This window comes from Sphingomonas sp. 28-62-20, assembly GCF_002281505.1.
Genome location: NZ_NCGH01000002.1, coordinates 1 through 15418 on the forward strand (window position 1 = coordinate 1; position 15418 = coordinate 15418).

18 protein-coding genes and 1 other RNA gene are annotated in these 15418 nt (G+C 62.0%); 15 read left to right on the forward strand and 4 right to left on the reverse strand.

Translation table 11 applies throughout. The features are described from left to right. Positions 1-597 (reverse strand): alpha/beta hydrolase (locus B7Y43_RS01245; RefSeq protein WP_374129801.1); only part of this gene is annotated, 597 nt, incomplete at its 3' end. Between the two features lie 106 nt (positions 598-703). Here B7Y43_RS01245 and B7Y43_RS01250 point away from each other — a divergent pair. The 8 genes from B7Y43_RS01250 (at position 704) to B7Y43_RS01285 (ending at position 6188) form a co-directional block, all read left to right on the forward strand. Beyond that, on the forward strand, positions 704-1783 hold the full coding sequence (locus B7Y43_RS01250; RefSeq protein ID WP_374129802.1) for a cysteine desulfurase family protein: 1080 nt from the start codon (positions 704-706) through the stop codon (positions 1781-1783). Then, positions 1780-2871 carry a cysteine desulfurase family protein gene (locus B7Y43_RS01255; RefSeq protein WP_374129803.1) on the forward strand — a complete coding sequence of 364 codons (1092 nt, stop codon included), beginning with the start codon at positions 1780-1782 and terminating at the stop codon, positions 2869-2871. Before B7Y43_RS01250 ends, B7Y43_RS01255 begins: the two co-directional genes overlap by 4 nt. After that, positions 2868-3200: a 2Fe-2S iron-sulfur cluster-binding protein gene (locus tag B7Y43_RS01260; protein WP_374129804.1), complete on the forward strand. Its 333-nt coding sequence runs from the start codon at positions 2868-2870 to the stop codon at positions 3198-3200. Before B7Y43_RS01255 ends, B7Y43_RS01260 begins: the two co-directional genes overlap by 4 nt. 45 nt (positions 3201-3245) lie before the next feature. Continuing rightward, positions 3246-3518 carry a hypothetical protein gene (locus B7Y43_RS01265; RefSeq protein WP_374129805.1) on the forward strand — a complete coding sequence of 91 codons (273 nt, stop codon included), beginning with the start codon at positions 3246-3248 and terminating at the stop codon, positions 3516-3518. Positions 3519-3553: 35 nt separating this feature from the next. Next, an RNA gene (gene ffs / locus B7Y43_RS01270) (signal recognition particle sRNA small type) lies at positions 3554-3651 on the forward strand. A 231-nt stretch (positions 3652-3882) separates the two neighbouring features. After that, a complete protein-coding gene (locus B7Y43_RS01275; protein WP_374129806.1) occupies positions 3883-5556 on the forward strand; it encodes a DNA polymerase III subunit gamma/tau in 1674 nt (557 codons plus the stop codon). A 10-nt stretch (positions 5557-5566) separates the two neighbouring features. Continuing rightward, positions 5567-5890, forward strand: coding sequence for a YbaB/EbfC family nucleoid-associated protein (locus B7Y43_RS01280; protein ID WP_374129807.1), 324 nt, complete (start codon positions 5567-5569; stop codon positions 5888-5890). Positions 5891-5954: 64 nt separating this feature from the next. Beyond that, positions 5955-6188: a hypothetical protein gene (locus tag B7Y43_RS01285; protein ID WP_374129808.1), complete on the forward strand. Its 234-nt coding sequence runs from the start codon at positions 5955-5957 to the stop codon at positions 6186-6188. Positions 6189-6348: 160 nt separating this feature from the next. Here the strand turns inward: B7Y43_RS01285 and mtgA are convergent, their stop codons facing one another. The 3 genes from mtgA to B7Y43_RS01300 all read right to left on the reverse strand — a co-directional run bounded on the left by mtgA (position 6349) and on the right by B7Y43_RS01300 (position 9005). Beyond that, positions 6349-7026: a monofunctional biosynthetic peptidoglycan transglycosylase gene (mtgA, locus tag B7Y43_RS01290; RefSeq protein WP_374129809.1), complete on the reverse strand. Its 678-nt coding sequence runs from the start codon at positions 7024-7026 to the stop codon at positions 6349-6351. A gap of 64 nt (positions 7027-7090) precedes the next feature. Further along, positions 7091-7996, reverse strand: coding sequence for an RNA polymerase sigma factor RpoH (rpoH, locus tag B7Y43_RS01295; protein WP_374129810.1), 906 nt, complete (start codon positions 7994-7996; stop codon positions 7091-7093). A gap of 52 nt (positions 7997-8048) precedes the next feature. Further along, positions 8049-9005 carry an RluA family pseudouridine synthase gene (locus B7Y43_RS01300; RefSeq protein ID WP_374129811.1) on the reverse strand — a complete coding sequence of 319 codons (957 nt, stop codon included), beginning with the start codon at positions 9003-9005 and terminating at the stop codon, positions 8049-8051. A 41-nt stretch (positions 9006-9046) separates the two neighbouring features. Between B7Y43_RS01300 and B7Y43_RS01305 the strand changes: the two genes are divergently transcribed. The 7 genes from B7Y43_RS01305 to B7Y43_RS01335 all read left to right on the forward strand — a co-directional run bounded on the left by B7Y43_RS01305 (position 9047) and on the right by B7Y43_RS01335 (position 15367). Then, the gene (locus B7Y43_RS01305) at positions 9047-9454 is read left to right on the forward strand and encodes a M67 family metallopeptidase (protein ID WP_374129812.1); all 408 of its coding nucleotides are present in this window, start codon (positions 9047-9049) and stop codon (positions 9452-9454) included. 56 nt (positions 9455-9510) lie between these two features. Next, on the forward strand, positions 9511-10155 hold the full coding sequence (locus tag B7Y43_RS01310; RefSeq protein WP_374129813.1) for a histidine phosphotransferase family protein: 645 nt from the start codon (positions 9511-9513) through the stop codon (positions 10153-10155). Positions 10156-10216: 61 nt separating this feature from the next. Next, positions 10217-12556 (forward strand): chemotaxis protein CheA, encoded by a 2340-nt coding sequence (locus tag B7Y43_RS01315; protein ID WP_374129814.1) that lies wholly within the window; start codon positions 10217-10219, stop codon positions 12554-12556. A gap of 2 nt (positions 12557-12558) precedes the next feature. Continuing rightward, on the forward strand, positions 12559-12987 hold the full coding sequence (locus B7Y43_RS01320) for a chemotaxis protein CheW (RefSeq protein ID WP_374129815.1): 429 nt from the start codon (positions 12559-12561) through the stop codon (positions 12985-12987). Positions 12988-13059: 72 nt separating this feature from the next. Next, positions 13060-13425, forward strand: coding sequence for a response regulator (locus tag B7Y43_RS01325; RefSeq protein ID WP_374129816.1), 366 nt, complete (start codon positions 13060-13062; stop codon positions 13423-13425). Between the two features lie 14 nt (positions 13426-13439). Beyond that, positions 13440-14510: a chemotaxis protein CheB gene (locus B7Y43_RS01330; protein WP_374129817.1), complete on the forward strand. Its 1071-nt coding sequence runs from the start codon at positions 13440-13442 to the stop codon at positions 14508-14510. Beyond that, entirely contained in the window at positions 14510-15367 is an 858-nt protein-coding gene (locus B7Y43_RS01335; protein WP_374129818.1) for a protein-glutamate O-methyltransferase CheR, read from the forward strand. The genes B7Y43_RS01330 and B7Y43_RS01335 overlap by 1 nt, the downstream gene beginning before the upstream one ends. Positions 15368-15418: the final 51 nt, after the last annotated feature.

A 15418-nucleotide genomic window follows, 5' to 3' on the forward strand; every position in this document is an offset into this window, starting at 1 on the left:
CAGCTCGGGCATTTCATGCTCGAAGAAATGGTTCGCGCGCGGCAGCACGTCGTGGTGGATGGTGATGTGCTTTTGCGTGCGCAGCTTGTCGACCAGCTTTTGCACCGCGAGCGGGGTCACTACTTCATCGCCGTCGCCCTGGATGATGATACCCGAGGAGGGACACGGCGCCAGGAAGGTGAAATCATACATGTTGGCGGGCGGCGCGACCGAGATGAAGCCGCGGATTTCGGGGCGGCGCATCAGCAGCTGCATGCCGATCCACGCGCCAAAGCTGACGCCGGCGATCCAGGTGGTGGAAGCTTCGGGGTGGATGCTCTGTACCCAATCGAGTGCGCTGGCGGCGTCTGAAAGCTCGCCGACGCCATTGTCGAACACGCCCTGGCTTTTGCCCACGCCACGAAAATTGAAGCGGAGTGTTGCAAAACCGCGCCGCTGGAAGGTCTTGTAAAGCTCCTGCACGATCCGGTTGTTCATCGTGCCGCCCGAGGAGGGGTGCGGGTGCAGGATCATCGCGACGGGCGCGCGCGGACGAGGCGGCGGCGAGAAACGGCCTTCGAGACGGCCATCGGGGCCGGGAAAAATAACTTCTGGCATGGGACCTGCTGACGTGAATGCGGGACGCGCGCGGGGCACGGGATGCGGGCCTATATAGGAAAGGGCGCGCTTGGCGCAATCATTCTGGACCGCTAGGGCCTTAGCGGTGAAAAAGCGCATCTATCTGGACCACGCCGCAACCACGCCGATGCGCCCTGAAGCCATCGCGGCGGTGGCCGAAGGGATGGCGCGCTGGGCGAACCCGTCGAGCCCGCATGCTGAAGGGCGGGCGGCGCGCGCGGCGCTGGAGGGCGCGCGGGCGCGGATCAAGGCGGCACTTGGGTGGACGGGCGAGCTGATCTTCACCAGCGGCGCAAGCGAGGCGCTGTGGATTGCGCTGAGCCGCGCGATTGGCGGCGACCGCCTGGTGTCTGCAGTGGAACATGATGCCGTATTTCGAGCTGCACCGGGGGCAGAAATCTTGCCGATCGAGCGCAGTGGATCGACAAACGAGATAGACGGTGAAGCGCTGAGCGAAGCGCTCGGCCGAATGACGCGGCCGGTAGTAGCGATCCAGAGCACTAACTCTGAAACAGGCATCATGCAGCCGATAGACAAATTGGCGCCAATGATCCGCGAGAGAGGCGGGATGCTGGTTTCCGATTGCTCCCAAACTGCGGGAAAATACGCGCTGCCGGATGCAGACTTGGTGGTGGTTTCGGCCCACAAACTCGGCGGGCCGCCCGGGATCGGGGCTTTGCTGGTGCGAGACCTCAGGATGTTGGACCCGACCGGAGGCCATGAGTTTGGCTACCGTGCCGGCACGGAAAACTTGCCGGGGATACTCGGCTTTGCCGAAGCGCTGCAGGCTTTTGCTGATGAGGACGAGGCAATTGGCCAAGCGCGCTTGGCGGCGTTTAATGACTTCATGGAACGCATGGATGACAATCAGGTGCCGTTCTTCGGCGCGCACAGCCACTATATCCAAGCAATCCCGATGCCCCACCTATCCGCCGCAGCGCAGTTGATCCGCTTCGATGCGATGGGCTTTGCCGTTTCGGCGGGCAGTGCGTGTTCTTCGGGGACGCTCAAACGCAGTCGGGCGCTGGCAGCGTTTGGGGTGGATGAGGATACCGCTTCTCGCACGATCCGAGTGAGCTTTGGGTGGAATACGACGCCCGACGAAATCGACGCGTTTCGCGAGGCGTGGCTTGAAGTCGCGCAGGACGCGGCGAAGCGGGCATGATTTATCTCGATTATCAGGCGACGACGCCGCTCGCGCCTGAAGCGCTTGAGGCGATGCTGCCGTGGCTGCGTGACCAGCATGCCAATCCGCACTCCTCCCATGCCCCGGGCCGTGCGGCGAAGGCGGCGGTGGAGGTGGCGCGCGATCGGGTGGCGGCGCTGCTGCCCGCAGAGGGATCGCTGGCCTTCACCAGCGGCGCGACCGAGGCGCTTAATTGGGCGATCAAGGGAACTGTCGGCCCGATCGTGACGATCGCGACCGAGCATGCAGCGGTGCTCGATACGGTTGAGGCACTTGGGCGACAGGGGCGGGCGGTGACAGTGCTGCCGGTCGGGCGTGATGGGCTGGTCGATCTGGCGGCGGCGGAGCGCGCGATTGTGCCGGGGACGGGGCTGGTCGCGGCAATGCTTGTCAATAACGAGATTGGCGTCATTCAGCCGATCACGGCGCTGGCCGATCTCGCTCACAAAGCAGGCGCGCTGATGCTGTGCGATGCGGTGCAGGGCTATGGCCGGGTGCCGATCCCCGATGGCTGCGATATTATCGCAGTGTCGGCACACAAGGTTCATGGCCCCAAGGGCATTGGCGCGCTGTGGGTGCGGGACGGCGTCACGCTCGCACCGCTGATGCATGGCGGCGGGCAGGAGGGGCTCGGCCGATCGGGCACCTTGTCGCCCGCGCTCTGTTCTGGTTTTGGGGTCGCCGCCCAGATGATGGCCGAGCGGGCTGGTAGGGATCGTGCGCATGTCGAGCGGCTGTTTGGCATGGCGCGGCAGCAGTTCGGGCCAGGCTGGACGATCAACGGATCGACCGCGCATCGCTACCCCGGCAATCTCAACATGCGGTGCGAGGGGCTCGACGTCGCGCGGCTGATGTCCGATCTGCGCGATATCGCCTTTTCTGCTGGATCGGCCTGTGCCAGTGGCTCGGGGCGATCGAGCCATGTCTTGCGCGCGATTGGCCTGAATGAGGCGCAGGCGCGTTCCAGCATCAGGATCGGGTTTGGCCGCTATACGACCGAGGAGGAATTGGTGACCGCGATCGATCGCATCATGGCAGCCGCCGCCACCCAGCAGGTGACCCCGTGATCCGCGTCCGCTTCATCGCCACCGATGGCAGCGTGCGCGAGGTGGAGGCCAATCCCGGCGACCGGCTGCTCGACGTGGCGCAGGCCAATGGCCAGCCGCTGGAGGGCACCTGCGAAGGGCAGATGGCGTGCTCGACCTGCCATGTCATCGTCGATGCCGATGATTTCACGAAATTGAAACCGGCGCGCGAGGAGGAAGAGGATATGCTCGACCTTGCCATGGGCGCCACGCGGAATAGCCGCCTCGCTTGCCAGATCTGGCTCGACGGCGCTTTGGAGAGCCTGACGGTGAAAATGCCGCGCGAGACACGGAACATGCAAGGCCGCTGATCATTTCGCCTTCAGTGCCTTTCGCACGCGAAGGAGTTCTTGCTCATGAAAATCGTCGCGCTACTTTCCGCCGGCCTGCTTGGCGTGGCGGCCATGCTCAGCCCCACCACCGCGACCGCCCAACAGATGGAGCCGCGCGAACAGGTTCGCCAGCAACAGATGGGTCATACCGAGCGGCGTGTCGTCGTTACGCAGCGATCACATACCGTTCGTCGCGGCAATGGCTGGCGCCATTATCGCAATCGGCGGGTCTGCCGCGTTACCTATCGCAACCATCAGCGCATCCGCCGCTGCCGCACGATCCGCGTTCGCTACTAAGCCTTGATCCGCCCGCCTTACTCCCCCATATGCGCCGCGGGAGTCGGGCGGGCGTAGCCGTCGCCAACCTGGTCAGGGCCGGAAGGCAGCAGCCACAACGATTTCGCTGCGGGTCGTCCCGGCTCCCACCGCGCAGACAGCGAGAGAGTGGCAATGCCGCTCCACGCTGGCAAGCGCGGCCGGCGGGGCAAGGCCCCGTCCGACGAGTTCCAGGTGCAGGATGCCCCGCATCCTGCAGATCATGCTGGGGGCATGATCGACCAGGAACTGGCTTTGCCGCGGCGCCCCAAGGTCGCCTCCCCAACACAAAACTAACCACCACACCCCTTCGACATCCGCGCCGCCTGCCCCTAGATAGATGGCGATGGCCGACTCCTTCCTCGATCTTGGCGAACCGCCCCAGCCCGCAAAGACCGAGGCGTACCGCGTCCTTGCGCGCAAATATCGCCCGCAGAATTTTGATCAGCTGATCGGGCAGGATGCCATGGTCACCACGCTGGGCAATGCCATCAAGCGCGGTCGACTGGCACATGCGTTTCTGCTCACCGGGGTGCGCGGGGTTGGCAAAACCTCGACCGCGCGGCTGATTGCCAAGGCGCTCAACTGCATCGGGCCTGACGGTGAGGGTGGGCCGACGATCGATCCGTGCGGGGTGTGCGAGCCCTGTCGGGCGATTGCCGAGGGGCGGCATATCGATGTGATCGAGATGGACGCCGCCAGCCATACCGGGGTGGATGACGTCCGTGAGATTATCGATGCCTCGCGCTATTCGGCGGTGTCGGCGCGCTACAAGATCTACATCATCGACGAAGTCCATATGCTGTCGAAGAACGCCTTCAACGCGTTGTTGAAGACGCTTGAGGAGCCGCCACCGCATGTGAAGTTCCTGTTCGCGACGACCGAGGTGAACAAGGTGCCGGTAACGGTGCTGTCGCGCTGTCAGCGCTTTGATCTGCGGCGGATTACCAGTGAGAAGCTGACGGCGCATTTCGCGCATGTCGTCGATGCCGAAGGTGTCGAGGCTGAGCCCGAGGCACTGGCGCTGATTGCGCGCGCTGCCGAAGGATCGGCACGCGACGGGCTGTCGATCCTTGATCAGGCGATTGCCCATGCCGGACTGGAAGGCGGCGGCGTGCGGGCCGATGCGGTCCGCGAGATGCTGGGGCTTTCCGATCGCGGCGCCATTCGCGATTTGCTCGGACTGGTACTGGCCGGCGACGGGCCCGGCGCCTTGGCCGCGCTGCGTCGGCAATATGATCTGGGGGTTGATCCGCTAGGAGTGCTGCGCGCCCTGCTCGAATCGGTGCATGCCGTGACGCTCACAAAGCTGGGGACCGAGCCAGATTCGGCGCAGTCCGTGGAAGAGCGCGCGGCGCTTGCCGGCTGGGCGGCGACGCTGTCGTTCGCGTCCTTGCACCGGCTATGGCAGTTGCTGTTGAAAGGCCATGACGAAGTGGCGCGGGCGGCATTGCCGATCGAGGCGTGCGAAATGGCCTTGTTGCGCGTGATCCACGCCGCCAGCCTGCCTGATCCCGGAGAATTGGCGCGGCGATTTGCGGGCGAATCAGTCTCGCCACCGGTAGCGCAAGTACAGGCAAGCGCATCCACTGCGCCGGCAGCATCAGCGGCCATGGCGAGCGACATACGGCCAAGCGAGAATGGCGAATGGCCGACTGATTTTGGTGCGGTGCTGGGCCTGCTCGATACGGCGCGTGAAATGGGGCTGGCTGAAAAGTTGCGGCTCGCCGCCCGGTTGGTCCGTTTCGCCCCGCCGGATATCGTGCTGAGTTCCGCAAAGCCGTTCCCGGCGGACATTCCAGGCGAACTCGCGGATGTTTTGCGCCGGTTGACCGGCAAGAGCTGGCGAATCACGACCGAGGACACCCCCGGTGCCCCCAGCGTCCGCGAGGCACAAGCGGCGGCGCGCGCTGCAGAGCTGGACTGGGTGCGGGGCACGCCAATCGTGAAGGCCGCAATGGAAGCTTTTCCTGCGGCCGAAGTGGTCGAATGGGCGTTGAAACAACAAAGCGTGACATGAGGAACGGGCGATGAAGGGTATCGAAGACATGCTGGCCATGGCGCAAAATGTGCAGGCAGAGCTGGCAAAGGCGCAGGCCAATCTCGACAATATCGAGGTAGAAGGCGTGGCGGGCGGCGGACTCGTCAAGGTCAAGGCATCGGCCAAGGGGCGGATCATCGGCGTGTCGATCGACGATTCGCTGTTTCAGCCGGGCGAGAAGCAGATGCTGGAGGATCTGATCGCGGCGGCGCTCAACGATGCGCGGGCAAAAGCTGATTCGGCATCAAACGCCGAAATGTCGAAGATGACGAGTGGATTGCCATTGCCGCCCGGGTTCAAGCTGCCGTTCTGAAGGCGCGAGGAACAAAGCGCGGCGATTCAGGTTCTTCTCCTGTCACTCAACAGAGAAGAACATCATGGCAGACAATCAACCAAATACCGTCGTCGTCGAACGTAGCGGCAATGGCACCGGGCTCATGATCGGGCTCGCACTGGTTATCCTGCTCGCAATCGCCGGCTATTTCGTGCTCAACCAGACCAATAACGATAATTTGCGCACTGATGCGGTGACATCTGCCGCAAAAGATGTTGGCGACAGTGCCGAGAAGGCTGGCGGTGCGGTTGAGAAGGCCGTCGACCCGAACAAGTAAGAAGATATGGGCTTGAGTCGGATGACGTTAGGTCGATTCAACCTCGCCCCCCGTTCGGGCTGAGCGAAGTCGAAGCCCACACGCTCCGCATGCCCTTCGACTTCGCTCAGGGCGAACGGCGTATGGGTTGGTCCAACCCAAAGTCATCACAGTTTAGGTTTTAACGCAGGCAGCTATCCAGCCCGCCATTGCGCACCACGCCGACGCGCCGCGTTATTGAATTACCGTGGCGGCGGGTGAATCCAGTCGGCGCGATCGCGGCGCGCTTCTTGGGCAGGGGCAGAACGGCGGCGATCCGGCCCGCCTCAGAAGGCGATAAGCGCGACGCATCATGCCCGAAATAGCGCTTCGATGCGGCATTGACGCCATAGGTGCCGATGCCCGTCTCGGCGATGTTCAGATACACCTCCATGATCCGCCGCTTGCCCCAGATATTTTCGATCAGCACGGTAAAATAGGCTTCGAACGCCTTGCGGACATAGCCGCCGCCCTGGAACAGAAAGGCGTTCTTGGCGGTCTGCTGGCTGATCGTCGAGCCGCCGCGCAGGCGCTTGCCGCGCGCATTTTTGGCGATCGCCTGCTCGATTGCGCTGAAATCAAAGCCGTGATGCTCGCAAAAGCGCCCATCCTCACCGGCAATGGCAGCGCGGGCCATGTCGGGATCGATGGTCGATAGTGGCATCCAGCTTTTTGAGATGCGGTGGCCGCCCAGTGCATCGCCAATCATCGTGAAGGTGATGGGTGGGGCGATAAAGCGGTAGATCACCACCCACAGGATGGAGACCAAAAGGAAGCCCAGCACGATTCTGGCAGAGATGGAAAAAACCCGGCGGATCATCGATCCACCGGGTCGCATGCGGGCGGGCTGCAATCAAGCCCGAAGAGGGTGGTTGCGTACCGGATCAGTACGCTGCCAGCATCCGTTTCTCACCCGCCAGCCGCATCATTGCCTTTTGCAGCTTTTCAAAGGCGCGGACCTCGATCTGGCGGACGCGTTCGCGGCTGACGCCATAGACCTGGCTCAGTTCCTCCAGCGTCTTGGGATCATCGGTCAGCCGGCGCTCGGTCAGGATATGTTTTTCGCGCTCGTTAAGATCGTCCATCGCAGAAACGAGCATGGTATGTCGGACATCGGCTTCCTGTGCCTCGGCCACCACCGCATCCTGCAGCGGGGCATCGTCGGCGAGCCAATCCTGCCACTGGCCTTCGCCATCTTCGCGCATCGGCACGTTGAGCGAGGTATCCCCGCCCATCGCCATGCGGCGGTTCATGCTCGTCACTTCTTCTTCGGTGACGCCCAGATCCTTGGCGATCTTCGCGAGATCTTCGGGCTTCAGATCGCCATCCTCGAACGCATCGAGTTTGGCCTTCATCCGGCGCAGATTGAAGAACAGCTTCTTCTGCGCCGCGGTGGTGCCCATCTTGACCAGCGACCAGCTGCGCAGAATGAATTCCTGGATCGATGCGCGGATCCACCACATTGCATAGGTGGCAAGCCGGAAGCCGCGATCAGCCTCAAACTTCTTCACGCCCTGCATCAGGCCGATATTGCCCTCGGAAATCAACTCGCTGACCGGCAGGCCATAGCCGCGATAGCCCATCGCGATCTTCGCCACGAGGCGAAGATGCGACGTGACGAGCTGCGCCGCCGCATCGGTATCGCCATGCTCCTCAAAGCGCTTGGCGAGCATATATTCCTGCTCGGGCGCGAGGATGGGGAATTTCTTGATCTCCGCGAGATAGCGATTGAGACTCGCCTCGCCGCCGAGGGCGGGAATCGTCGCTGGGACGTTGCTGCCGCTTGCCATGATCAAATCTCCCTTATCCGTGCGCTCAAAGTACCGTGGACCCAAAAGCGCATCAACCTAGACCAATGAGTGTACCCAAGAGTGCCTGCATGTCGGCAGGTATTTCGCTTTCAAACGCCAAAGCGTTACTTTTAACCGGATGAATGAATCCCAAACGAGCGGCGTGCAGTGCCTGTCGGTTAAAGGCGAGCTCGTCCAACAACGCGCGGTGCGCCGCTTTTGTTCGGCCATAGACGGGATCACCGAGCAGGGCATGGCCAATCGAGGCCATGTGCACACGCACCTGGTGAGTGCGGCCCGTTTCCAGCCGACATTCGACCAGTGCCGCTTCGCGCAAGGGGCGGATCATCCGGTAATGGGTGATTGCATGCTTGCCGCCGCTGACGATCGCGATTTTCTTCCGGTTCGACGCCGATCGGGCGAGCGGCGCATCGACGGTGCCTTCGGACGGATTGGGGCGGCCAGCGACAATCGCCAGATACCGCCGATCAATCGAATGCGCGGCGAACTGCGCGGCAAGCCCTAGATGGGCGGCATCGGATTTGGCGGCGACCATCAGGCCGGATGTATCCTTATCGATCCGGTGGACGATGCCCGGCCGCGCGACGCCGCCAATGCCGGACAATTGCCCGGCGCAGTGATGCAGCAGCGCGTTGACCAGGGTGCCGTCGAGGTTACCCGCTGCCGGATGGACAACCAGCCCGGCCTGCTTGTCGATGACGATGAGATGCTCGTCCTCATAGACGATATTGAGCGCGATATCCTGCGCGGCGTTGTCGAGCGGGACAGGGGCGGGCAGGGTCACGTTGAACAGCTGACCACCAACGGCCTTGCGTGATGGATCGCGGGCTTGCAGGCCCGCTTCGTCAGCAACATTGCCAGCGGTGATCAGTGCCTTTAATCGCTCGCGGGAAAGCATCGGCGCGGCGTCGGCAAGCGCGCGGTCGAGGCGAAGCCCATCGGCGATGCCTGCAATCCGCACTTGAATGATTTCTGCCCCCCGGTCCATGTCTGCCGGATATGGAAAGCGGCGTTGGAATTTCAAGAAGCGTGCTGGATCGATTGCTGGCGGAGGCAGCGCAATCGCCGTCCGCAGAGATATGCGGACTGCTGTTTGGCGATGACACGGCGATATCAGCAGCGATAGCTTGCCGAAATGTGGCGGCAGACCCCTCGATTGCGTTTGAGATCGATCCGGCGGCGCTGTTTGCCGCCCACAAAGCGATGCGCGCAGGTGGGCCAAGGGTGATCGGCCATTATCATTCGCATCCAACCGGCCTTGCCGCGCCCTCAGCGGTCGATGCGGCGGCGGCGATTGGTGGCGAATTGTGGCTCATCATTGCTGGCGGGGAAGCGACGCTGTGGCGGGCCAAGCGCGATGGGACAGGGCTGGAACGCTTTGATCGCGTGCCCGTTAGCCTTACTGCGCCTTGCGCCGCTGCCGCCGCTTCGCCATGAGAGGCGGCATCGCCTCGTTTACCAACAAATTCTCGCCGTCTGGAGCCCCTTTTTCAATGACGATCAGCCCGGTCGATTTCGCCAGCCTGTTATGCTCGCGCTTGTGCCATGATCTGCTGAGCCCGGTTGGCGCGCTCAACAATGGGCTGGAGCTGCTTGCCGACGAGCATGACCCGGAAATGCGCAATCGCTGCCTTGAGCTGCTGAGCGAGAGCGCCCGCGCGTCCGCCAATAAGCTGAAATTCTTCCGGCTCGCATTCGGGGCGGCAGGTGGCTTTGGCGAGACGGTCGACTCGCGGGAAGCGCGGGCCGCGATCGAGGGGCTGTTTGGTGACAATCACCGCGTTTCGCTTGGCTGGATGGTCGAGGATGCGGTGCTGCCCAAGCCAGCGATCAAGGTATTGCTCAATCTGGCGCTGATCGCCGGCGATGCGCTGATTCGTGGCGGCCAGCTGGATATTGGCGCTGAAGTCGTTGACGGGATGGTCGAAATCGTCGTCCGTGGCGATGGCCCCCGCATCGTGCTCGACAGCGAATTGCGCACTGCCTTGCTTGGGGCGAGCCCCGATACGGTCATTACGCCGCGGGCAGCAGCAGCCTATCTTGTTCAAGCGCTGGTGGCTGAAGGCGGCGGAGAAGTGAAGATTTCTGATTCCGATGCGCCCGTATTGCTGTTTGGTGCAGCTTTTCGCGCGCGGTAAACTGCAAATTAACTGCTTATCGTCATGAGTTACCCCGCCGGTAGAGGCATATCGGGGGCCCATGGACGATCTTCTGCAAGAATTCATCGCTGAAACCCGTGAGACGCTGGAAGCGCTCGCGGGGGAAATCGTGATGTGGGAGGCCGATCCGTCGGATCGCGCGCGCCTGGATGCGATTTTCCGGTTTGTTCATACCGTGAAGGGAAGCTGCGGCTTCCTCGATCTGCCCCGCCTCAGCCGATTGAGCCATGCTGCCGAAGATGTGCTGTCGGCGGTCCGCTCGGGTGAGCGGACGCCAGACACCGCCTTGGTCAATGCCGTGCTCGCCATTGTTGATCGCATCGGCGAAATCATCGAGGCGATCGATGTCGGCGCGTCGCTTGATGATTCGGGCGAAGACTTGCTGATTGCCGCGCTCGACAAGGGCGCAGAGGTCGCGGCAGCCCAAATGCCAACCACGATCATTCAGCGCGCGCCCACGCGCAGCGTAAGGTTGAGCGTCGATTTGCTCGACATGATGATGAGCGGCATGTCGGACATGGTGTTGGCGCGCAATGAATTGGCGCGGCGCTTGCGCGATGAAGCCGTCGATCCGGCGATTGAGGCCGCACTCGATCGATTGTCCCACACCGTTTCGGAAATGCGCGATACGGTCACGCGCACCCGCATGCAAAAGATTGACGCCTTGTTCTCGGCGCTACCGCGGATGGTGCGCGATACAGCGGCGGAACTCGGCAAAAGCGTCGTGCTGCAGATTGACGGGTCCGATGTTGAGCTTGATCGCGAGATGATCGAGATGATGCGTGATCCCTTGGTCCACATCATCCGCAACGCGATCGACCACGGCCTGGAAACAGCCGCCGAGCGTGTCGCTGCGGGCAAACGACAAAATGGTCGGCTTTCAGTCGCCGCCCGGCAATCGGGCAACCAGATTATCGTCGAAGTCGTCGATGACGGGCGCGGCATCGATGTCGAGCGCCTCATTGTTAAGATGGCCGCCACTGGGGAACGCAGCGAAGCTGAACTTCGCGCCTTGCCCGAGCGCGCCAAGCTCGATCTTGTTTTTGCGCCTGGCCTGTCGAGCAAGAATGAAGTGACGGCCATTTCCGGTCGCGGGGTCGGCATGGACGTGGTCCGCGCCAATATTGAGCAGATTGGCGGCCGCGTTGAATTGATTAACCGGCCGGGCAAGGGCCTGTGCATCGCTATCCATGTCCCGCTGACCCTGTCGATCATCTCGACAATCGTGGTCGGCGCTGCAGGCCAGCGCTTTGCGGTTTCGCGGCAGTCCATCGAAGAAATTGTAACGGTGCGCGGCGATGCGGTGCGGGTCGATATGCTCGGCGATACGCCGGTAGCGACCGTGCGCGACCGCCGTTTGCCCTTGGTGCCGTTATGCCAGATATTGCGCCTGCGCGACGACCCTGTGGCGATCCGGATGCTGGCCATTGTCAGCGTGGCTGGGGGCAGCTTTGCCTTAGCGGTCGATGAAGTGCTCGATACCGAAGAGCTTGTGATCAAGCCGGCGCCGCCGATTGTGATGGCCACCGGGCTTTATGCTGGGCAGACATTGCCCGATAGCGGACGGCCGATGTTGCTGCTCGATTGCGCGGGACTTGCTGCCGAAGCCGGGCTGCAGTTCAGCCGCGATGTCATTGTCGGCGATGATGACGATGGCATTGACGACCAGGCCGCACAGGCGATGTCGGTGCTGTTGTTCCTTGATCTTGACGGTGCGCGCCGCGCCGTACCGCTGGATATTGTCGAACGCGTCGAACTTGCATCAAGCGACGCAGTGCGCCGCTCCGCCGGTCAGCTCCGCCTGTCCATTGACGACGCCATTGTGCCGCTCGCCGGGGTGGCCAATGCGGATGATCTCATCGCCGCCCGAACCGAGATTTCGGTGCTGCGGTTGGCGGATGGTCGCACCGAAATTGGCTATGCGATTGCCGATGCGCTCGACATCGTCTCCCTCACAGATCCGATGGTCCCAGCGCGGATCGCTGGGCCGATCGCTGGCGTCGTGGCGATAGATGGTGAGCAAGTCGAGGTGCTCGACATTTATTGGTTGTTCGCCGCCCATGCCGATCCTGGTTCGAAGACCGCTGGTCAGGCGCTGTGCCTGCTCGCTGGCGATGAAGCTCAATGGATGGAGCAATTCTTGCGGCCAGTGCTCGAAAATGCCGGGTATAAGGTCGTGACAAAGATCAAGCCAGGCGAGGCCGTGGCCATTGCCCTGGCGATGGATAGCGATGATTCGGTTGCGGTTGGCAATGCGCCAATCGTGCGACTGCGCGCTGATCCCAAGCCGCCAAGCACCGCCGACGACAGCGTTTATCGCTATGATCGGGACGGGTTATTGGCGGCATTGGCAAAGCGCCACGCTGGCGGAAAGGGCTGAAGATGGCGGATTTGTTCCTTATTGCCCGCATCGCCGGCCGAACCGTTGCGATTGCATCCGATCAAGTCGAATCGGTCGTCGATATCGGTGAAATCACCCCGATTCCCCGCGCCGCCGCAGAAGTGCGTGGACTGGCAGCGCTGCGCAGCCGGGTGGTGATGGTGATCGATACCTGCGCCGCTCTTGGCCTTCCACCTGCCGAAATCAGCCCCACCCGCGCGGTCATCACGCTGGTCGAAGGGCATCATTACGCTGTCCTGGTCGACGCCCTGGAAGACGTTGCCCCCTTCAGTGTCGCGCCGCTGGCCAGTGGCATCGTCGTGGATGGGGGATGGGCAAAGGCCGGCTGCGGGATCGTCAATCGCGATGGGGATCCGTTGCTGGTCGTCAACCTTCGTGCGCTCATTCCCGGAATCGCGATCGCGGCTTGATCGGATCGCTTAACGCTAAGCTTACGTTTCTAGTGCACTAATCACCCAAAGGCATTCAACGGGGTAAGAATAATGAAGACCTGCCTAGTGGTCGATGATTCAAAGGTGATCCGCAAGGTCGCCCGCCACATCCTCGAAACATTGAATTTCGAAGTTTCAGAGGCTGGCGATGGCCGTGAGGCGCTGGAAAGTTGCCTGAAATCGGCGCCCGATGTCATCTTGCTCGATTGGAACATGCCGGTGATGAGCGGCATGGATTTCTTGCGCGCGCTTCGCGAAAGCGCGGTCTCGCACCGACCCAAAGTAGTGTTCTGCACCACTGAAAATGGCATGGCCTATATTCGCGCGGCGATCGAAGCTGGCGCAGACGAATATGTCATGAAGCCGTTTGATCGGGAAACGCTGGAAAGCAAATTGCAAATCGTCGGCGTGGCTTGAACTGAGTTAGCCCGGTGAAGAACACCCCTTTAGCCTTATCGACGTCGCCACCTGACGCGCCGCCGACCCGCATTCTGATCGTTGACGATTCAGTGGTCGCGCGGGCGGTGATTGGTCGGATGATCGATTCCACCGGTCATTTCATGGTCGCTGGCGCGGTTGCCGATGCGCAGGCTGCCCTGGCGTTTTTGCGGCAACATCGGGTCGATATCATTCTGCTCGATATCGAAATGCCCGGTGTCGATGGCCTGACAGCATTGCCCGACATTATCGCCGCTGGGCAAAACGCGCATGTGCTGATTGTCTCTTCCTCCTGTGCTGAGGGTGCTGCCGCTTCCATTCAGGCGTTGACGCTGGGTGCCGCAGATACGCTGGTCAAACCCGGTATCGGCAATCTGGTCGGCAAGTTCGGCGACATCCTTGAGGAAAAGCTGCACCGCTTGGTTCAAGGGCGTGCGCGCGTCGCCAATTTGCAGGCACTGCCGCCACCGGTCGCTCTGGGCGATGACTATGATATTGTCGCGATTGGTGCCTCCACCGGCGGCATCCATGCCCTAAGCCTGATGCTGCGGGCTATTCCTGCATCATGCCAGTTGCCGATCCTGATTACGCAACATCTGCCGCCATCTTTCATGCCCTATTTCGCCGCGCAGCTTGCGGTTTTGGGAAGCCGCCCCTGCGTCGTTGCCACTGATCATATGCGGATCCAGCCGGGACGAATTATTATCGCCCCCGGTGAGGCCCATTTGCGCTGCGTTAGCTTTGGCGACGGGGTTGCTTTGCGGCTAACGACCGAGCGCGCGGTCAGTGGGTGCATGCCATCCGTAGACCCGATGCTCGAAAGCATTGCCAAAATCTATGGCGCGCGCGCGCTTGCGATTGTGCTGAGTGGGATGGGCCGCGATGGTTCTGAAGGCGCGCGAGCGGTGAGTGCAGCCGGGGGCAGCGTCATCGTCCAGGATCAGGCTAGTTCGGTCGTGTGGGGGATGCCCGGCATGATCGCCAATGCTGGATTGGCCGACGCAATCATGACGCCCCAGGCGATCGGACGGCTGATCACCGAACAACGTCGGCCGGCACGGTGATGATCAACCGCCAGCCAACGGCCCAAACTGGCGCGATGGCGGTCGTTGCCAGCCTGCTTGAAGCCCGGACAGGTCAACAGATCGCGGCCAATCGCACCTGGCGGATTGAAACCGCGCTGAAACCCGTTCTGCGCGTGCGCGGGCATGATTGCCTTGACCAGCTGGTGGCCGAGTTGTTCGATGATCAGACTGGGGTGATTGCCGATCAGATTGTCGATGCCCTGCTGAACCAGGAAAGCTCGTTCTTTCGGGATTCCGGCGTGCTCGACATGGTGGTGACAGCGATTGACCAACGCCAACAGGAGTGTGATCGTCGCCCGCGCATTTGGTCTGCCGCCTGTTCGACTGGGCAGGAGCCCTTGTCACTGGCGATGCTGTTCGCTGATCGGTTCGAAACCACAGGCAAAGTAGAGCCGGAAATATTGGCGACAGACGTTTCCGACGCCGCGATCACGCGTGCCCGTGCCGCCCGCTATTCCCAGTTCGAGATTCAGCGCGGCTTGCCGGTCCGCCAGATGATCAAATGGTTTGAGGCATCGGGGTCGGACTGGATTGCGCAGTCCAGTCTGGTCCGCAAAATCAATTTTCGGCGCCACAATCTGGTCGGCGATCCCGCACCGGTCGGCTATTTTGATATCGTCTTGTGCCGCAATGTCATGCTGTATCTCTCCCCGGTGCTGCGCAAGCGCGTTTTTGATCTGCTGGCCCAAGTGGTGCGTCCAGGTGGCCTGTTGGTGCTTGGTGCAGGCGAAACGGTGATCGGCCAGACAGAGGCCTTTTCCCCGAGCCCGCGCTTCCGCGGCCTGTACGAGCGCGGCGCCCAATCCATGCACGAGCTCGGTTTGGTGGCCGCCTGATCAGACGAGCGTTTACTTTGTGCAGGCACCGCGCCAAGCGGGGTTGATGGA